Origin of the sequence: Mycobacterium montefiorense, assembly GCF_025823255.1 — a bacterium.
Taxonomy (GTDB): Bacteria; Actinomycetota; Actinomycetes; order Mycobacteriales; family Mycobacteriaceae; genus Mycobacterium; species Mycobacterium montefiorense.
The window spans coordinates 691977-711408 of the sequence record NZ_JACKVL010000012.1 but is presented as its reverse complement, the minus strand read 5'-3'; the positions used below and the strand labels follow the sequence as shown (position 1 = coordinate 711408).

Below are 19432 nucleotides of genomic sequence, written 5' to 3'. Positions count from 1 at the left end.
GCGCCAGCCTATATAGCCTCAACCCGTGAGTCGCATCACGACCGACCAACTGCAGGATGCGGTGCTGGACGAGGGCTCCTTCGTGAGCTGGGACAGCGAACCGCTGGCGATACCGATTAGCGACGCCTACGCGCGAGAACTGGCCGACGCCCGGGCCGCCACCGGCCGCGACGAAGCGGTGCTGACCGGCGAAGGACGAATATTCGGCCGCCGGGTGGCGGTGGTGGTGTGTGAGTTCAGCTTCCTCGGCGGGTCGATCGGGGTCGCAGCGGCCGAACGCATCACCGATGCCGTGCAGCGCGCCACGGCCGAGCGGCTCCCGCTGCTGGCCTCGCCAAGCTCCGGCGGCACCCGCATGCAAGAGGGCACCGTCGCGTTTCTGCAGATGGTGAAGATCGCCGCGGCTGTCCGGCTGCACAAGCAGGCGCACCTGCCCTACCTCGTCTACCTGCGGAACCCCACCACCGGCGGGGTTTTCGCGTCATGGGGATCGCTCGGTCACATCACCGTCGCCGAGCCGGGCGCGCTGATCGGGTTCCTCGGACCGCGGGTGTACGAGCAGCTCTACGGCGAACCGTTCCCGCCCGGCATCCAGACCGCGGAGAACTTGCAGCGGCATGGGGTGATCGACGGCGTCGTCGCCATCGACGAGCTGCGCCGAACCGTGGATCGCGCGCTGACGGTCATCGCCGACCCGCCCGGGCCGCTGCCCGCCGCGGGGCCCGCCGAATCGATACCCGATGTGCCGGCATGGGATTCGGTGCTGGCGTCGCGGCGGCCGGACCGACCGGGTGTCGGCCATCTGCTGCGACACGGCGCCACCGACCTGGTGCTGTTGTCCGGCACCGGCAGCGGAGAGGCCGCGACCACGCTGTTGGCGTTGGCCCGATTCGCCGGCCAGCCCACGGTGGTCCTCGGCCAGCAGCGCCTCACCGGGGGGCTCGTCGGGCCCGCGTCGTTGCGGGAAGCGCGTCGCGGCATGGCGTTGGCCGCTGAGCTGCGGCTGCCGCTGGTGCTGGTGATCGACACCGCCGGTCCCGCGCTGTCGGCCGAGGCGGAGCAGGGCGGGTTGGCCGGTCAGATCGCCCAATGTGTGGCCGAGCTGGTGACGCTGGATACCCCGACGGTGTCGGTGCTGCTGGGCCAGGGCAGCGGCGGGCCGGCGCTGTCGATGGTGCCCGCCGACCGGGTGCTGGCCGCGCTGCACGGCTGGCTGGCCCCGCTGCCACCCGAGGGCGCCAGCGCGATTGTCTTCCGCGACACCGAGCACGCTCCTGAACTTGCTGCGGCCCAAGGCATCCGGTCCGCAGACCTGCTGCGCTCCGGGATCGTCGACGCGATCGTGCCGGAGCTTCCCGACGCCGCCGACGAACCGATCGAGTTCTCCCAGCGACTGTCGGGTGCCATCGCCGCGGAAGTACATGCACTGCGCGACATCCCGGGCTCCGAGCGCATCAGCGAACGGCTGCGGCGCTACCGCGGCATCGGATTGCCGTGAAGCACTTGGGCGCAGCCAGGTGGCCGACGAATCATACTGTCGAGGATGCGTCGAGGTCCGGCGCCCAGGCGACACCGTTGATGTGCGATCCTCCATCAACGAAAAGGGTGTTGCCGGTCAGGTAGCTGCTGGCGTCGGAGGCGAGGAACACCGCGACCGGGGCAATGTCGTCGTAAGGGTCACCCATCCGGCCCATCGGGTTCGCCATGTCGGCCAGCGCCACAATGTCCGGATTGTCGCCAACGACCTTGAGGAAGGCCGGCGTCTTCGCTGCCGGCGCGATCGCGTTGACGGTCACTCCGGTTGGCGCCCACTCGCGGGCGGCGGTACGGGTCAGTGCGCGCAGCGCTTCCTTTGCGGAGTTGTACTCCAACGAGCCCATGTGGGCGTTGACGCCATTGAGACTTACCATGTTGATGATTCGGCCCCAGCCCCGTTCCCGCATGTGCGGGTAGGCGGCCTGCATCGCCCAAAACGGGGCCAGGTAGCCCATTTCGATGCCGTCGCGCAGCGCTTGGTCCGTCTTGTGTTCAACGCGCCCGATAGCTCCGCCGCTCCACGCGTTGTTGACGACGATGTCGATCGACCCATACCGCTCGACAGCGGTCCGCACGGCCGTCACCACCTGCTCTTTGACTGTGACATCGACGCGTACGTAGAACCCGCAAATCTGGTCGGCCACCCGCTGCCCGGAGTTGGGATCGAATTCGGCGACGACGACACGCGCGCCTTCGTCGGCGAATCTGCGCGCGACCCCCTCGCCGATTCCCGCGCCGCCACCAGTGACCAACGCGACACGTCCGTCCAGTTGCCCTGCCATCACGCCGACATTAGCAACTTGCGGGCATCCTGCGACTCGTTAAGAACATGGGTTGTCGATGGACTATCGCCCAGTCACCTGCCTTCCTGGCCAATTCGAAGCGATCGGCTGCGCCGCTACCGCGGCATCGGATTACCCTGAGGCCCTTGGACGTAACGGCTGTGCGACGGCAGCTGGTGTTGCAGTTGGGCGGCACGAGGTACCGCCGATCGGCCGCCACAACCACAGCGACGCGGCGTTTGCCCGCCGTGGTGGATCAGTTCGGCCGGGGTGCCGTCGGCGACGATCTCGCCGTGCTCGCCCAGCACCAGCACCCGGTCGGCGCTGTCGACCACGTCAAGCCGGTGGGCGATGATAAGGGCGGTGCGGTCGGCCAGCACGGTCTCCAGCGCGTGCTGCACCATCCGCTCGCCGGGGACGTCCAGCGCCGACGTCACCTCGTCGACAATCAGCACCGCCGAGTCGGCCACGAACGCGCGAGACAGGGCAATGAGCTGACGCTGACCAGCCGACAGCGCTACCCCGCCGTTGCTGACCTCGGTCTGATACCCCTCGGGCAGCGCGGCAATGAACAGGTCCGCGCCGATCGCGGCGGCCGCATCCCGGACCTCCGCATCGGTTGCGTCGGGCCGGCCAAACCGAATGTTGTCGGCGATCGTGCCAGTGAACAGGAAGCCCTCCTGCGCAACCAGCACCACATTGCGGCGCAAATCGGTGTGCGCGAGATCGCGAAGGTCGACGTCGTCCAGCGTGATCGATCCCGAGGTCGGGTCGTAGAACCTGGCCAGCAGCTTGGCGATGGTGGACTTTCCCGTGCCGCTGCGTCCGACCAGCGCCACCGTCTGACCGGCCGGTATCGTCACCGACAGACCCGAGAGAACCGGACGTCCCGGCACATAGCTGAAATGTACGTTGTCGAAAATGACTGTGCCAGAAGCAAAGTCTGTTGCCCGCGCGTCACCGGAGCGCGCCAAGGGCATCTCCGGTTCCGCGATCGCCGGGCGCCGGTTGAGCGCGACGGCGAGCTTCTCCAACGCCGACGTCGCGGCTTGAAATGCATTGAAGAAATGCGTGATCTCATGCAGCGGCTCGAAGAACATCCGCAGGTAGAGCAGGAAGGCAGCGAAAGTGCCGATCGTCATATCACCACCCAGCACCCGGCTGCCGCCGTAAAGGATCACTACTGCGGTGGTGACGTTGCCGATCACCTTGACACCGGGGGTGAAGACAGCCATCAGCTTGAACGCCTTCTCCAGGATCGCCCGGTACTGGTGGGCGATGTCCTCGAAAACCACCTGGGCCCGCGACTCGCGCCGGTATGCCTGCAATGCCTTGATGCCCGACATCGTCTCGATGAACTGCATGATGACCAGCGCGGTGCTTTCGCGCACCTCCCCGTAGGTCCTGGCCGAATGGCGACGGAACCACGCGCCCATAACCAACAGGATCGGGAATACCGCCAGGCACATCAGCCCGAGCCGCCAGTCCAGGACGACCAGTAGGACCGCTATGCCCAGCGGGGTGAGCGCAGCGGTGATCAAACAGTCGAATCCCGCGAACAGCATGTCGTCAACGGCTTCGACGTCGTTGGTCAGCCGGGTCACCACCCGGCCGGTGGTGTAGCGCTCGTGAAAGGCGATGTCGAGCCGCTGGAAGTGCCGGAACAGCCGACGGCGTAAGTCCAGCAACACTTTCTGACGGAGCCGTCCGGCCCGGTTCAGGAAAAGCCAGCGGCTGATGCCGTGCACCACCACCACCGCGCACAGCGCGCCGACGACGAGCACCAGTCCGCGCGCCGAGCCACCGTGCGTGACCGCTGGAATTCCATCGTCGATACCCCGCCGCACCAGCATTGGAACCGAAAGCCGCGCAGCATTTTCCACCAAGGCGACGCCCAGCAGCAGCACCAGGGTCAGCACGTGCGGCCGCATCAGCGCACCCAACAGGGCTCGCGCATCCCGGCCGCGAACCTGAGTCGCGTCGAGGGCTGGGTCGTGGTGGTCGTGGTCGGTTTGGTCGGTAACGATCAAAATGGGCCTGGTATCCAGCGTGGTCATTGATGCTCCGTCATCTTCAGTGCGAAATCTCTTGTAGTGCAATCGATGACGTCATTGTCAGAACTCTGGCGGGCGGTCAATAGGTAGCGGTAGCGCGGCACCCGGGCGAAAAGCTCCCGATGCCTGCCGACGTGGGTGATGGTTGGACCGGATTCGCCGTCTTCCAGTAACGCCACTCGATCCGCAAGCAGCACAGTGGACAGCCGGCGCGCGACGATGATGCCGGTGACCCCCTTGAGCGCCACCCGCAGTGCCGCGGTGATCTCGGTCTCGGTATGCGCGTCGAGCCCCGACAGGGCGTCGTCGATCACCAGCAGTTGCGGCGCCGCGACGATGGCCCGGGCCAGGCACAACCGCTGGCGCTGCCCACCGGAGAGCCGCATGCCCTGTTCGCCGATGCGGGTATCGATCCCAAACGGCAGCTCGTAGACAAACCGCGCCGCCGCGATGTCGACGGCCGCGGCCAGCTCCGCATCGGTGGCGTCCGGCCGGCCCATCCGCAGGTTCTCGGCCACCGACATCGAAAACACCGTCGGATCCTCGAAGGCCGTACACACCGAGCCACGCAGCGACGGCAGCGACATCTGGCGAATGTCCTGCCCGTCCAGCAGTATTTGCCCCTCCGAGGCGTCGTAGATTCGGGAAAGCAACGCTGTCAGAAGGGTTTTGCCCGCACCGGTGGCGCCGACGAGGGCCAGCGTCTCGCCGGGCTCGACGGCCAGCGTCACATGGCGGAGCAACCAGCTGTGGCCCGCCGTCGGGTCGGGCACCCGAAAGCCCACATCGCGCAGCTCGAGTCGCCCAGCGCGGACCGGTTCGAGGTTGGGATTGGGCCCGTCGGTGATAGTGCAGGGTGCGTCGAAGATTTCGGCGATCCGGTTTGCCGCCGTCATCGCCTCCTGAGTCATCGAGAGGAGAAAGCCCATCGATGCGACCGGCCAGACCAGCGACAGCGTCATTGTGATGAATGCGGCCAGCGTGCCGATGGTCACCAAACCGTGGCCCGCCGCGTATGCACCGAAGCCCAGCAGCGCAACCAGCGCCACGTTGGGGATGACCTCGAGGATGGTCCAAAACTTCGCCGCCACCGACACTTTGGCGCGGCCGATTTCGTACATCCGGCTGGCTTGCGCGTCGAAGCGCTCGAACACATACTCCTCGCGGCCGAATGCCAGAACCACGCCGCGGCCCAGTGCCGACTCCTCGACATGCGTTGCGAGATGGCCGGATTGATCCTGCGCCTGTCGCGATAGTCGGGTGAACTCGCCCTGGTAATGCAGCACGGTGACCATGATCGGCACGATCGAGGCCAGCACCACGAGGCCCAACGGCCAGTACATCACCAACAGACACACCGTCACCACGGTGATCTGCAGGACGTTGAGCAGCATGAACACCGCTCCGAACGACATCAGATCGCGGATCGTGGCCAGATCATTCATGATCCGCGACACCAGTTGGCCGGTTTGCCACCGATGGTGAAACGACATGGGCATCATCTGCAGGCGGGCGTACAGGTCCCTGCGGATATCCGTTTCGACGCCCATCGTGGCGTGCGCGGTGAACCAGCGGCGGATGAACAACATCACCGCGTCGCCCAGACCAAGGGCTGTCACCCCGATGCCCAGCATCCACAAGCCGCTCTGGTCATGGTGGCGTACCGGCCCGTCGATCACCGCTCGGGTCATGATCGGGATGCCCACCGTGGCAACGAGACTGGCGATCGCCACCGATACGATGACGATCCAGCGCGCGCGGTGCGGAATAAGGTAGGGAAGGAGCCGCTTTAGGTCCGACGCCGCACCCGGGCGTTTGGGCGCAGCGGCGATCGCAGACGATGAGCGAAGGGCAGGTGCATCCAGCGGGCCCATGGCCTTAGTCACAACGATTCCGCCTGTAGAAGTTCCTGTGCGGCAGTGGCACCGAAATCGAAGGCCCGCAACATCAACGCTGACCAAGAACCCCAATGTCTTGGCCTGCCACCTGGATTCGATCATGGCACGGCGTCATTGGTCGGCAGTCGCGGCCGAGACTCGAAAACGTAACCATTTAGCCACTGTGGTGCTCCCCTGTGACCCGTTGTGGGCGACAATCCGGCAAAATGGGCGGCATGGACTCTGGCGTCAGCTCACCTCGCGTCTTGGTCGTCGACGACGACTCCGATGTGCTTGCCTCGCTGGAACGCGGCCTGCGACTTTCCGGCTTCGAAGTTTCCACCGCTGTTGACGGCGCCGAGGCGCTGCGTAGCGCCACCGAGACCCGCCCGGACGCGATCGTGCTCGATATCAACATGCCCGTGCTGGACGGCGTCAGCGTCGTCACCGCCCTGCGCGCCATGGACAACGATGTGCCGGTCTGTGTGCTGTCGGCGCGCAGCTCGGTTGACGACCGGGTGGCCGGCCTGGAGGCCGGTGCCGACGATTACCTGGTCAAGCCGTTCGTCCTGGCCGAGTTGGTCGCTCGGGTGAAGGCACTGCTGCGCCGCCGCGGCGCCACCGCCTCGACCTCCTCGGAGACCATCACGGTGGGCCCGCTGGAAGTGGACATCCCCGGCCGGCGGGCGCGGGTCAACGGCGTCGACGTCGATTTGACCAAGCGCGAGTTCGACCTGCTGGCGGTGCTGGCCGAGCACAAGACGGCGGTGCTGTCCCGCGCCCAGCTGCTCGAGCTGGTGTGGGGCTACGACTTCGCCGCCGACACGAACGTCGTCGACGTCTTCATCGGGTATCTGCGCCGCAAGCTGGAGGCCAACGGCGGCCCGAGGTTACTGCACACCGTCCGTGGGGTTGGGTTCGTACTGCGGATGCAGTAACGGCGCGGTAGGCAGCAGCAGCCAATGAATTTCCTGTCGCGGATCTTGGCCCGTACGCCCTCGCTGCGGACCCGGGTGGTGCTCGCAACAGCTATCGGCGCCGCGATCCCGGTGCTCATCGTCGGGGCGGTCGTCTGGGTCGGGATCACCAACGACCGCAAGGAACGGCTGGACCGCCGCCTCGACGAGGCCGCGGGTTTCGCGATTCCCTTCTTGCCGCGCGGCCTGGACGAAATTCCGCATTCGCCCAACGACCGGGACGCGATCATGACGATCCGGCGCGGGGACCAGGTCAAGTCGAATTCCGACGTGACGCTGCCCCGCCTCGACGTCGACTATGCCGACACCTACGTTTACGGCGTGCGCTACCGGGTGCGCACGGTAGAGATCCCGGGACCGCTGCCCACCACGCTGGCCGTCGGCGCGACATATGACGCCACCCTGGCCGAGACCAACAATCTGCACCGCAGGGTGCTGCTGATCTGCGGGTTTGCCATCTTCGCGTCGACGGTGTTTGCGTGGCTGCTGGCTTCGTTCGCGGTGCGCCCGTTCAAACAGCTTGCGCAGCAAACCCGGTTGATCGATGCGGGCGACGAGGCGCCGCAGGTCGAAGTGCACGGCGCCACCGAGGCCGTCGAGATCGCCGAGGCCATGCGCGGCATGCTGCAACGCATCTGGAATGAGCAGAACCGAACCAAGGAGGCGCTTTCCTCGGCGCGCGATTTCGCCGCCGTGTCCTCGCACGAACTGCGCACTCCGCTGACCGCGATGCGCACCAATCTCGAGGTCTTGTCGACCCTTGATCTCCCCGATGACCAGCGCAATGAGGTGATCAGCGACGTCATCCGCACCCAGTCCCGGATTGAGGCGACCCTGAGCGCGCTGGAGCGGTTGGCGCAGGGCGAGCTGTCCACCTCCGACGATCACGTGCCGGTCGACATCACCGAGCTGCTGGACCGCGCCGCCCACGACGCGACGCGGGTCTACGCGGACCTCGACGTATCGCTGGTACCGTCGCCCACCTGCATCATCGTGGGGCTGCCGGCCGGGTTGCGGCTCGCGGTCGACAACGCGATCGCCAACGCCGTCAAACATGGCGGCGCTACCCGGGTCCAGCTCTCGGCGGTCAGCTCGCGTGCCGGAGTGGATATCGCCGTCGACGACAACGGCACCGGCGTGCCCGAAGGCGAGCGCCAAGTGGTGTTCGAGCGGTTCTCCCGGGGCTCGACGGCTTCGCACTCGGGGTCGGGTCTCGGTCTGGCGTTGGTGGCCCAGCAAGCGCACTTGCACGGTGGGACGGCGTCGCTGCAAGACAGCCCGCTGGGCGGTGCCCGGCTGCTGCTGCGCCTGCCCGCCCCCAGTTAAAGCCCGCCGCCCCTTGTCATTTCCCCGAGTTGTTGTGCCACGGCGTAAAACCGGCTCGTAACCCGGATAGCTCATCGGAAAACCACACCTGGGCAACCGTCGCGTCGTAGCCGACGTTGTCCGGGGTGTAGTAATGCCGGGTATCGGTACTCGCCTTGACCAACCATCACGGCGGGCCGCGCCCATCGGGGTTGGCCTGCGCCGAGCGGGGTCCGTACGGCGCGGGCGTCCATGCCGGATCGTCCTCAGCCAACTACGATTTCGACGCGGCGATTCTTAGCGCGACCATCGGCGGTCATCCACCCGGGTCAGGCTAAATCCGGCATTCCCAAAGGAAATCGGACCAGATTCGACCAGGTGTGCGTGGCCTCGCGCGCGATGGTGTTCTTCTGATCTTGCGTCGCGGCGGTTCCGGTCAGCGTGATGGTGTCCCCGCCGACCGTGAGATTGAAGTCGGCGACCGAAGCGCTGTTCTTGAAAATCGTTCCGGCGTTTGAGATATCGAGCGCATCGACATTCGGGTTGATATGGATCTGGTCGATGATATTGACGCCGGCAGGGACGGCGCTTTTCAGCACCTTCGTCAGCACGGACTTGGCCGAATCGCAGGGGAAATTTCCGGTGAGGGTTATGTTGTTGCCGTTGCGGGCAATTGAAAGTGGCGCCAGGGATAGCGGCGGCTTACCGGGCTTGCCCGATACCGCGATCGGTGGTGGCGCACCGGTGGCCCCGGCCCGGTCGAAAGCACCATGGCCGATTACAGCTATCAACAACGGGATAACCACCAAGCCAAGCAGCCAGGGCAGGCCCTGCGAGCGCCGGGCGGAGATCGGGCCCCGCCGCGAGTCGGCCGCTCGGCCGAAACGCGCCCGTAGGCCCACGACTGCCCCCGCCTCGATGAACTTGAGCAGGACGCGTCCGTCCTGCGGGCGATATGCAGCCTACCGACGCGGCCCAGCGATACCGCTTGCGTCGGGCACACTGGAGCAATGGCCGATGGTAGGAAACCGACCGACAGCGACACCCTGGCGCACATTCGCAACCTTGTCGCCGAGGAGAAGGACCTGCGGGCACAGCTGCAGCACCGCGACATCAGCGAGTCCGAGGAGCACGAACGGCTGCGCCGGGTCGAGGTCGAACTCGACCAGTGCTGGGACCTGCTGCGTCAGCGGCGCGCTTTGCGCGAAACCGGTGGCGATCCGCGCGAGGCCGCGGTGCGTCCCGGCGACCAGGTCGAGGGCTACCTGGGCTAGCGATGTCCCTCGATGGCGCGCCGGGTTGTGACCCGGATTCAGACGTAGTTGTCGTGGGCGGGGGCCATAACGGCCTGGTGGCGGCGGGCTACCTGGCCCGGGCCGGCCTTCGGGTGCGGTTGCTGGAGCGGCTGGGGCACATCGGTGGGGCCGCGGTGTCGGCGCAGGCTTTCGATGGCGTCGACGTCCGGGTGTCGCGGTACTCCTACCTGGTCAGCCTGCTGCCACCACGAATTCTCAAGGACTTGGGCGCCGACGTGCGGCTGGCGCGGCGGCGATTCTCCTCGTACACGCCCCAACCGGAGACGGGCGGGCGCAGCGGCCTGCTGCTCGGGTCGCACCACGAGCGCGATTCGTTTTATGCGGTCGGCGCCGCCAGGGACGAACACGGTTTCGCCGAGTTCTACCGGCGCGTCCGCCTGGTGACCGACCGGCTCTGGCCGACGCTGACCGAACCGCTGCGCACCCGCAAGCAGGCGCGCCGCCACGTCCTGACCGCCGGCGATCCCGAAGCCGCCGCCACCTGGCGGGCCATCGTCGATGAGCCGATCGGGCAGGCGATCGCCGACGCGGTGCGCGACGATCTGGTCCGCGGTGTGATCGCGACCGATGCGCTGATCGGCACCTTCGCCCGTCTCGACGAACGGTCGCTGCGGCAGAACATCTGCTTCCTCTATCACGTGGTCGGCGGGGATTGGCACGTCCCGATCGGCGGGATGGGCTCGGTGACCGCGGCCCTGGCCGCCGCCGCGGTCCGCCACGGCGCCGAAATCACCACTGGTGCAGAGGTTTACAGCGTGTCACCGGACGGCTGGGTGCGCTACCGTCGCGACGGCGAGGAGCACCGGATTCAAGCGCGCTTCATTCTTGCCGGCGTCACTCCGGCGGTGCTGGCCGAACTGCTCGGTGAGCCGCCGGCGCCGCTGGCTCCGGGGGCACAGGTGAAGGTCAACATGGCGCTACGGCGGCTGCCCCGGCTGCGCGATGACAGCGTCACCCCCGAACAAGCCTTCGCCGGCACGTTTCACGTCAACGAGACGTGGAGCCAACTGGATTCGGCCTACACACAGGCCGCCGCCGGGAAGCTACCGGATCCGTTGCCGTGCGAGGCGTACTGCCATTCGCTGAGCGATCCCAGCATTCTGTCGGCCGGGTTGCGCGACTCGGGCGCTCACACCATGACGGTGTTCGGTTTGCACACACCACACTCGTTGCTGGACGGCGACTCCGCCGTCTCCCGCGACCAGCTGACCGAAGCGGTGCTGGCGTCACTGAATTCTGTTCTGGCCGAACCGATTCAGGAGGTACTGATGAGTGACGCGCAGGGCCGGCCATGCATCGAGACGACCACCACCCTGGACTTGCAGCGCACCCTGGGGATGACGGCAGGCAACATCTTCCACGGCACGCTGTCCTGGCCGTTCGCGGACGATGACGAGGCGCTCGACAGCCCCGCCCGCCAATGGGGAGTGGCCACCGCGCACGAACGAATCATGCTGTGCGGCTCCGGTGCTCGCCGCGGCGGTGCCGTATCCGGCATCGGAGGACACAACGCGGCGATGGCGGTGCTGGCCTCGCCCAGGGCCGACTAGCGCCCGTCGATACCGGCGTAGTCGCGTTCGGTGTAGCCGGTGTAGATCTGGCGCGGACGGCCGATCTTGCTGTCGCCCTCGTCGTGCATCTCACGCCAGTGCGCGATCCAGCCGGGTAGCCGGCCCAATGCGAACAACACGGTGAACATCCGGACCGGGAACCCGAGGGCCCGGTAGATCAGCCCGGTGTAGAAGTCGACGTTGGGATACAGCTTGCGCTCGATGAAGTAGTCGTCGGTCAGCGCGGCCTCTTCGAGCTGCTTGGCGATGTCCAGCAGCGGATCCCCGCCGAGTTTGGCCAGGATCTTGTCGGCCTGCTCCTTGACGATCCGGGCGCGCGGGTCGTAGTTCTTGTAGACCCGGTGACCGAAGCCCATCAGCTTGACGCCCTCGTCGCGGTTCTTCACCTTGCGGACGAATTCGCTGACGTCGTCCCCGCTTTCGCGGATCTGTTCGAGCATCTCGAGCACGGCCTGATTGGCGCCGCCGTGCAGCGGCCCCCACAGCGCATTGATGCCACCGGAGATCGAGGTGAACAGGTTGGCCTGCGACGAGCCCACCAACCGCACCGTCGACGTCGAGCAGTTCTGCTCGTGGTCGGCGTGCAGGATCAGCAGCATGTCCAGCGCGCGGACTACCTCGGGGTCGGCCTGGTAGGGCTCGGCGGGCAGCCCGAACGTCATGCGCAGGAAGTTCTCCACCAGCGACAGCGAGTTGTCCGGGTAGAGGAACGGCTGTCCGACAGACTTCTTGTAGGCGTAGGCGGCGATCGTCGGCAGCTTGGCCAGCAACCGGATCGTCGACAGCTCGACGTCCTCGGTGTCCATCGGGTCCAGCGAGTCGGGGTAGTACGCCGACAGCGCGTTGACGGCGCTGGACAACACCGGCATCGGGTGCGCGTTGCGTGGGAACCCGTCGAAGAACCGCTTCAGGTCCTCATGCAGCATCGTGTGCAGCTGAATCCGCTTGGTGAAGTCGGCCAGCTGGACGGTGGTGGGCAGTTCGCCGTAGATCAGCAAGTAGGAGACCTCGAGGAAGGTCGACTTCTCGGCGAGCTGGTCGATCGGGTAGCCGCGGTAGCGCAGGATTCCCGCGTCGCCATCGATGTAGGTGATCGAGCTCTTGCACGCGGACGTATTGACGAAGCCGTTGTCGAACGTCGTGTAGCCGGTCTTGGACAGCAGCGGGCCGAGAGCAATACCGTCAGCGCCTTCGGTGGCTTTGACGATCTGTAGGTCGATCTCACCGCCCGGGTACTTCAGACTTGCGGTGTCGTCCGTGTCGGCCACGAGAACCCCTTTGCGCTCTGGCTGGTATGGCTGCGCCTGACTAGGTGCGTACAGCTGAAGGTAGTCGTTATCGCGGCGACGCGCCCGCCCGGGGTCTGCTCCGCCGAGCTCACGGTTTTCCTCCAGCTGAACTATTGCTTACCTTGCGGAGTAGATGGTCGCGGCGCCTGGTATCGGACGAATACCGGCGCCACCAGTGCGGCGATTGTCACGCCCAGGACCACCAGCACGCCGCCCCCGGCCGCAGCGGCGGTCGTCCCCACCGCCGTCGCCGCGGTTCCGTGGGCGAAATCGGCGAGCCGGGGCCCGCCGGCGACGAGGACGGTGAACACGCCCTGTAGCCGTCCGACCACGTCGTCGGAGGCCACCTGCTGCAGGATGGTCACCTACAAGGCGGCCGCCACCATTTCCACCGCACCCCCACAGGCCAGGGCGGCCCAGAGCATCGGGCCCGCTCGGCCGTGCGACAGTCCGCTGGCCACGCCGAACCCCACCATCGAGACGCCCCAGGCGATGATGGAGACGACGATGGCCAGACCTTGACGCCGGATCCGCGGCAACCAGCCGGACAGCACGCCGGTCACCACCGCCCCGACCGGCACCGCCGCCGACAGCAGCGCCATCGCCGAGCCGCCGTCGATGGGACCTCCGAAGCTCTCGTGGGCCAGCTGCGGGAACAACGCCCTGGGCATGCCGAAAATCCACGCGATCAGGTCGATGACGAAAGACATCAGCATCACGGTGTTACCGGCCAGGTAGCGGAAGCCCTCGAGCACCGCGCCGAAGCCCCAGCGGCCCGGTCCCGCGGTGGTATTGGCGACCGGCATGGGCCTCAGCCGAAACGTCGCCCAGATGGGCGCGCCACACAGGTCAGCGTGTCAATTAGGTACAGCGTCGGCAGGCTGACCCAGTTCAGCAGGACGCCGGCCAGCAGCAGGCCGGCAATCGCGCCGAACTCGGCGACGATCATGTTCAGCGCGTTGCCGGCGGCTAGCTGGTCGTCCGGCAGCATCCGCGGGATCGCCGCCAACCGCGCAGGCTGGTTCACGCCGAACAGCGCCTGCTGAAATGCCAGCAGGTACAACACCACCCACACGTCGTTGCACGCCAGCACCGCCTGCAGCCACAGCAGCAGCGACGTCGCGGCCAGCCCACCGGAGGTGACGATTAATAGCACCGCCGGTCCAGGGCGTCGGCCCAGGATCCACCCAGCAGGCCGAAAACCACCAGAGGCACCAGCCCGAACAAGCCAGCCATGCCGACGTAGGCCGAAGTCTGGGTAAGGGTGTAGATCTGAACGGGAACCGCGAAAAGGGTGAGGTTGGCGCCGATGACCGTCGGAATGCCCGCGACCCAAAGCCGGCGAAAATCAGCCGAACGCAGCGGGGTGGTATCCGCGAGCAGCCGCGCTCTGGATTTTATTTCCGCCTCCTCGTAACGCGGCGCATCCGTCACCCCGAGCTAGGGCTGCAGGCGCTCGACGCGACTACCGATGACGCGAATGCGGTTATGCAGCCGGTTTTCGCGCCCCTGCCAGAATTCGACCACGTCGGGGGTGATCAGGTACCCGCCCCAGCCGGGCGGCACCGGAACCTGCTCGGAATCGGCGAAGCGAGCCGTTACCTCGGCCGCCTGCTCGAGCAGCGCGGCGCGGGACGCGATCGGCTGCGACTGGTTCGACGCCCACGCGCCCAGCTGTGAGCCGCGCGGCCGCTTGGACCAGTAGTCCTGCGTGACCTGCGGGTCGACCCTGGTCACCGCGCCCCGGATGTGCACCTGCCGGCCCAGCAAGTACCAGGGAAAGGTCGCCGACGCGTGCGGCGTCTGTGCCAACTCGATCCCCTTAGCTGAGTCGTAGTTCGTGAAAAAGGTGATCCCCGTCTCGTCGACGCTCTTGCACAGCACCGAACGGCTCACTGGCTTGCCGTCCGCGACGGTCGCCAGCACCATCGCGTTTGGCTCGGAGACACCGAAACTTTGGGCGTCATCAATCCATTTCCGCAACAACGCAAGCCAACCGTCGTCCAGCCAGGAAACGTCCAGATCCGGGCAGGCATCGCGCTCTGCTGACCCGTACTCAACACGCATCCGCTGCAGGTGATCTTGGTCAGTTACGGGGTCGGGCCCTGCCATCGGACCAACGCTACCGGCGGTTGCTACCGGCCGGTAGCGTCGACTCAAGGCCGAGGTGCGAGAATTTTCCTATGACTGTGGTACCGGATGATTTTGTCCCCGGCCTCGAAGGCGTAGTCGCCTTCACCACCGAGATCGCCGAACCCGACAAGGACGGCGGTGCGCTGCGCTACCGCGGCGTCGACATCGAGGACCTGGTGAATCAGCAGGTCACCTTCGGCGATGTCTGGGGCCTGCTGGTCGACGGTAGGTTCGGCCACGGTTTGCCGCCCGCTGAGCCGTTCCCGCTGCCGATCCACACCGGGGATGTTCGAGTCGACGTGCAGGCGGGCCTGGCGATGCTCGCGCCGATCTGGGGCTACCAGCCCCTGCTCGACACCGAGGAGGCCACTGCCCGCGACCAGCTGGCCCGGGCGTCGGTGATGGCACTGTCCTATGTCGCGCAATCCGCGCGCGGCATCTACCAGCCGGCCGTGCCGCAACGCGTTATCGATGAATGCCAAACCGTTACAGCGCGTTTCATGACCCGCTGGCAGGGCGAGCCCGACCCCAAGCACGTTGAGGCCATCGACGCCTACTGGGTGTCGGCCGCCGAGCACGGCATGAACGCCTCGACCTTCACCGCGCGGGTGATCGCGTCCACCGGCGCCGACGTCGCGGCGGCATTGTCGGGAGCGATCGGGGCGATGAGCGGTCCGCTGCACGGTGGCGCGCCGGCGCGGGTTCTCCCGATGCTCGAAGAGGTCGAGCGCACCGGCGACGCGCGTGGCCTGGTCAAGAAGATCCTGGACAGCGGCGACAAGCTGATGGGATTCGGGCACCGGGTCTACCGCGCGGAAGACCCGCGGGCTCGAGTACTGCGTGCGACCGCGGGGCGCCTGGGCGCGCCGCGCCACGAGGTCGCGGTCGCATTGGAGCAGGCCGCCCTGGCCGAGCTACGGGAGCGCCGCCCGGACCGGGCCATCGAGACCAACGTCGAGTTCTGGGCCGCGGTCATGCTGGACTTTGCCGAGGTGCCAGCCAACATGATGCCGGCGATGTTCACCTGCGGGCGTACCGCGGGCTGGTGTGCCCACATCCTCGAGCAGAAGCGGCTCGGCAAGCTGGTGCGCCCGTCGGCCATTTATGTGGGGCCCGGCCCGCGCAGCCCGGAGGCCGTCGAGGGTTGGGACCGGGTTCTCACCGACGCTTAACCTTCTTGTCAGTGCCCAGCGTTTGAATGGGTCTCGCCGCGATGATTTTGTGTCGCGGGCGCAGTCAATAACCGTGAGCAGGTCCCCAGCCGGGGCCGGCCGCGATACCGACAGCAAGGAGACCCACAATGGCGATCAAAATCGAACCCGCAGTATCTCCCCACCTCGTGGTGGACGACGCCGCCGCTGCGATCGACTTCTACGTCAAGGCTTTTGGAGCCGAGGAGCTGGGCCGAGTCCCCGGCCCCGACGGCAAGCTGGTGCACGCGGCGGTGCGCATCAACGGCTTCCTGGTGATGCTCAACGACGACTTCCCGGAAATGTGCGGCGGCAAGTCGATGACCCCGAAGGCACTGGGCGGCACCCCGGTGACCATCCACCTGACCGTCACCGATGTCGACGCCAAATTCCAGCAGGCGTTGGACGCCGGCGCCACCGTCGTGATGCCGTTGGAGGACCAATTCTGGGGTGACCGCTACGGCGCGGTCGCCGACCCGTTCGGCCACCACTGGTCGCTGGGACAGCCGGTGCGCGAGGTCAGCACGGAGGAGATCCAGGCCGCGATGTCTGCGCAGGCTGGCAGCTAGCCGAGCAACCGTGCCAACAGCCGGCGTCGCGGGGGCGGCGCCGGTGGTGCGGTCGCGGCGGCCGCGAGCATGTCGGCGACATCGGTGAACTTGTTGCGCGGGCGGCCGTCGTCAATGCCACGGGCGATCTCCGCGGCATCGATGGCGGCCCATCCCGCGGAGTCGACCACATCGGGCTGGCGGGCGTGCACCAGCTGATCCAACTCGTCCGGCTTGGCCTCCGGACAAGGCAAGGCGCCGGAGTTGTAGTCGGCGACCAACGCCTGGACGGTCTGCAGCGAGCAGGACTTGTTGGTGCCGATGAATCCCGTCGGGCCGCGCTTGATCCACCCCGCGACGTAGGCGCCGGACACCGGCCGCCCAGAGCCCGGGTCGACCACGCGGCCGCCGTCATTCGGAACGACGGACGCCGATTCGTCGAACGGGATATCACGAATTAGCTTGCCGCGGTAGCCAATCGACGTCAGCACCAAGCCCGCATCGAGCCGGCGAACCTCGTCGGTGCCGGTAATCGAGAACTCGACGCCGGTGGCGCGCTGCTCACCCAGCACGCGCGAGGGCGTGAGCTGGTAGGCCAGCCGGATACGTGGGCGGGTGGCGAAGACCGACGCGTCGCCAAGCCGGCTCAGGATCTCCAGCTTGTTGCGGGTCAACGCGTCGGAGGCGGTGGCGAGATCGCGTGCCACCAGTTTGCGGTCGTCGGCGTCGAGCACGACGTCGGATACGCCGGTGAGCCCGATCAATTCCGGCAACGTGAAGGCCGAATGGGCAGGGCCACGCCGGGCGGCGATGACGACCTCGCGGACCTCGGAGCCGCGCAAAGCCGCGAGTGCACGGTCGGAGATGTCGGTGCTGGCCAGGTCGTCCGGATCAGTGGTGAGCATGCGCGCCACGTCGAGGGCGACGTTACCGTTGCCGATGATCGCTACCCGTTCGTGGCTGAGATCGACTGGTAGATCGGAGAAGTCGGGATGCCCGTTTATCCAGGCGACCAGCTCGGTCGCGGTGCCGGTGCCCGCAAGGCCCATGCCGTCGATCTCGAGCCGACGGTCGTCGGGCGCACCCACCGCGTACAGCACGGCGTGATGGTGTGCCAGTAACTCGGCATGACTGAGATGCTTGCCGACCTCGACGTTGAGGTAAAAGCGGAAGCGACGATCACGCGAGACCCGGTCGAAGAGCTGGGTCACCCTCTTCGTGTTCTGGTGATCGGGCGCAACCCCCGCACGCACCAAACCGTAAGGCGTGGGCAGCTTCTCGAAGATATTGACCCGCACACCGTGCTGGGTCAGCAGTTCATCGGCGGCATACATCGCCGCGGGCCCGGACCCGACGATCGCGACGGTCAGCGGCTGACGACGGGCATGCACCTGGGCGGCCGGGATCACCGGGGCCAGCTTCGACGTCGGCGGCAGCCGCACGTCGGCCGGTCGCTCGGGGTAGAACGAGGCGTTGATCTCGACGAATGGCAGCTGTTTGCTTTCCAGCCGACTGTCGGGCGCGATCGCTCCCACCGGGCAGGCGCTCACGCATGCGCCGCAGTCCACGCAAGCGACCGGATCGATGTAGAGCATCTCGGTCGTCGCGAACCCCGGTTCATCCGGCGACGGGTGAATGCAGTTCACCGGGCAGGCGAACACACAGGAACCGTCGTTACAGCACGACTGGGTAATAACGTGCGGCATAAAGGAACTCGCAGTGGCTACGCGGCCGGGACAGCGGCCAGGTGCTGGCGCTGTGGCTCACTGCGGTAACGCGACGGCTTGCCATTGATCCTGCAGATCCGCCACATCAGCCGCGCGGAGCGGTTTTCCATCAGGCCGGTGTCGTAGGCCAGCATCCGCACATCACCGAACATGTCGCGGAGCCACTTGCGCGATTGCGGCGACCGGAAGAACAGTTCCTTCTTGACCTCACGTGGAATGTCGAACTCGCGCCAGAAAGCCTTGGGCGGCACCACAATTGCCCGGCACAACAACTTCATGGCCAGCGGCAAGTACAGCGCGGTCCAGAACCGCTGCCTCTTGGTCAGATGCGGCAACCGCTTGCGCAGGAACTCATGCGCGAACGAGATGTGCCGCGCTTCCTCGGCCACATGGATAGCCATCACCCGTTCCATGATCGGATGCAGCGACTTGCCTTCGCGCAGAACGTTTTTCTGCGTGTGATCGATGGGCTCCTCGCCGGCCAGTACTCCGATGAAGAACGCCACCGGCAGCGGCCCAGCCGCTAGCGGGACAAACGGCGACAACCACTTAAGCCGCCGCGGCATGCCCGGGACGTCGGCGCCGATCCGGTTGACCATCTCCTGGAACATCATGGTGTGGTTGCACTCTTCGACCGATTCGTGCAAGCAGTACCGATACTCCGGGGAACCGTTGGGCACCCAGAATGTGTAGTTCATCAGGCCGCGGATCAGGATCGATTCGAAGTGCAGCCCCACCTTGGCCACGTTGGCCTGGCGCCACATGCCGATCTCGATCTTGCGCGCTTCGGACTGGGCCTGGTACCAGGGGTGCCGGCCCAACGGGTCGGTCGCCGGCAGAATCCACCGCGGGTCGTTCTCGGTGACGGCGAATTCCGGTGATTCCCAATCGATATCGACGTACGGGTCGAAGTTTCGCCGCACTGACCCCTCAGACAGTGTGGCAAGCATCTGCACGTACTCCGCGTCGTCGCGTACTTCCATCTTGCTGCGCCAACGTCGGACCATTCGGGTCCTAGCCATATCCAAGCCCTCCCCAATGAGGTTTACATTTGGACGTCTTTGTCTAAGGACGGTACCGCAGGTACCGGGAATTATCCAGAGCCGTGATAACCACTGTTGCCTGAC

The 19432-nt window shown here is 66.5% G+C and carries 16 protein-coding genes and 1 pseudogene; 7 read left to right on the top strand and 10 right to left on the bottom strand.

What is annotated here, in order from left to right:
* Positions 1–25 precede the first annotated feature (25 nt).
* The gene (locus H7K34_RS13195; RefSeq protein ID WP_264062380.1) at positions 26–1498 is read left to right on the top strand and encodes a carboxyl transferase domain-containing protein; all 1473 of its coding nucleotides are present in this window, start codon (positions 26–28) and stop codon (positions 1496–1498) included.
* Between the two features lie 31 nt (positions 1499–1529).
* Here H7K34_RS13195 and H7K34_RS13190 read toward each other — a convergent pair whose 3' ends face one another.
* From H7K34_RS13190 to H7K34_RS13180, 3 genes are all read right to left on the bottom strand, one after another.
* Positions 1530–2318 (bottom strand): SDR family NAD(P)-dependent oxidoreductase, encoded by a 789-nt coding sequence (locus H7K34_RS13190; protein WP_264062378.1) that lies wholly within the window; start codon positions 2316–2318, stop codon positions 1530–1532.
* 116 nt (positions 2319–2434) lie between these two features.
* Positions 2435–4375 carry an ABC transporter ATP-binding protein gene (locus H7K34_RS13185; RefSeq protein WP_264062376.1) on the bottom strand — a complete coding sequence of 647 codons (1941 nt, stop codon included), beginning with the start codon at positions 4373–4375 and terminating at the stop codon, positions 2435–2437.
* Entirely contained in the window at positions 4372–6246 is a 1875-nt protein-coding gene (locus H7K34_RS13180; RefSeq protein WP_264062474.1) for an ABC transporter ATP-binding protein, read from the bottom strand. The genes H7K34_RS13185 and H7K34_RS13180 overlap by 4 nt, the downstream gene beginning before the upstream one ends.
* A gap of 230 nt (positions 6247–6476) precedes the next feature.
* Here H7K34_RS13180 and prrA point away from each other — a divergent pair, with 230 nt between their 5' ends.
* Positions 6477–7187 (top strand): two-component system response regulator PrrA, encoded by a 711-nt coding sequence (gene prrA, locus H7K34_RS13175; RefSeq protein ID WP_108924650.1) that lies wholly within the window; start codon positions 6477–6479, stop codon positions 7185–7187.
* Positions 7188–7211: 24 nt separating this feature from the next.
* A complete protein-coding gene (locus tag H7K34_RS13170; protein ID WP_264062375.1) occupies positions 7212–8552 on the top strand; it encodes a sensor histidine kinase in 1341 nt (446 codons plus the stop codon).
* 16 nt (positions 8553–8568) lie between these two features.
* Here H7K34_RS13170 and H7K34_RS27050 read toward each other — a convergent pair whose 3' ends face one another.
* Positions 8569–8715, bottom strand: coding sequence for a sunset domain-containing protein (locus H7K34_RS27050; RefSeq protein ID WP_264991793.1), 147 nt, complete (start codon positions 8713–8715; stop codon positions 8569–8571).
* A 145-nt stretch (positions 8716–8860) separates the two neighbouring features.
* Positions 8861–9433, bottom strand: coding sequence for a channel-forming protein ArfA/OmpATb (gene arfA, locus H7K34_RS13165; protein WP_264062374.1), 573 nt, complete (start codon positions 9431–9433; stop codon positions 8861–8863).
* Between the two features lie 108 nt (positions 9434–9541).
* Between arfA and H7K34_RS13160 the strand changes: the two genes are divergently transcribed.
* Both H7K34_RS13160 and H7K34_RS13155 read left to right on the top strand, forming a co-directional pair.
* Positions 9542–9805 carry a DUF2630 family protein gene (locus H7K34_RS13160; RefSeq protein ID WP_264062373.1) on the top strand — a complete coding sequence of 88 codons (264 nt, stop codon included), beginning with the start codon at positions 9542–9544 and terminating at the stop codon, positions 9803–9805.
* A 2-nt stretch (positions 9806–9807) separates the two neighbouring features.
* A complete protein-coding gene (locus tag H7K34_RS13155) occupies positions 9808–11397 on the top strand; it encodes a phytoene desaturase family protein (protein WP_264062372.1) in 1590 nt (529 codons plus the stop codon).
* Here the strand turns inward: H7K34_RS13155 and H7K34_RS13150 are convergent.
* From H7K34_RS13150 to pdxH, 3 genes and pseudogenes are all read right to left on the bottom strand, one after another.
* A complete protein-coding gene (locus tag H7K34_RS13150) occupies positions 11394–12686 on the bottom strand; it encodes a citrate synthase (RefSeq protein WP_264062370.1) in 1293 nt (430 codons plus the stop codon). The two genes, H7K34_RS13155 and H7K34_RS13150, sit on opposite strands and share 4 nt — an antisense overlap.
* Before the next feature lie 131 nt (positions 12687–12817).
* Positions 12818–14069 (bottom strand): annotated as a pseudogene (locus tag H7K34_RS13145) (MFS transporter).
* A gap of 78 nt (positions 14070–14147) precedes the next feature.
* Complete coding sequence (gene pdxH / locus H7K34_RS13140; RefSeq protein ID WP_264062369.1) at positions 14148–14819, bottom strand: pyridoxamine 5'-phosphate oxidase; 672 nt, start codon at positions 14817–14819, stop codon at positions 14148–14150.
* 71 nt (positions 14820–14890) lie between these two features.
* Between pdxH and H7K34_RS13135 the strand changes: the two genes are divergently transcribed.
* Both H7K34_RS13135 and H7K34_RS13130 read left to right on the top strand, forming a co-directional pair.
* Positions 14891–16012 (top strand): citrate synthase 2, encoded by a 1122-nt coding sequence (locus H7K34_RS13135; protein ID WP_264062368.1) that lies wholly within the window; start codon positions 14891–14893, stop codon positions 16010–16012.
* Between the two features lie 128 nt (positions 16013–16140).
* A complete protein-coding gene (locus tag H7K34_RS13130) occupies positions 16141–16599 on the top strand; it encodes a VOC family protein (protein ID WP_264062367.1) in 459 nt (152 codons plus the stop codon).
* Here the strand turns inward: H7K34_RS13130 and H7K34_RS13125 are convergent.
* Positions 16596–18284 (bottom strand): FAD-dependent oxidoreductase, encoded by a 1689-nt coding sequence (locus tag H7K34_RS13125; RefSeq protein ID WP_264062366.1) that lies wholly within the window; start codon positions 18282–18284, stop codon positions 16596–16598. The two genes, H7K34_RS13130 and H7K34_RS13125, sit on opposite strands and share 4 nt — an antisense overlap.
* 17 nt (positions 18285–18301) lie before the next feature.
* Complete coding sequence (locus H7K34_RS13120) at positions 18302–19327, bottom strand: AurF N-oxygenase family protein (protein WP_264062365.1); 1026 nt, start codon at positions 19325–19327, stop codon at positions 18302–18304.
* Positions 19328–19432 lie beyond the last annotated feature (105 nt).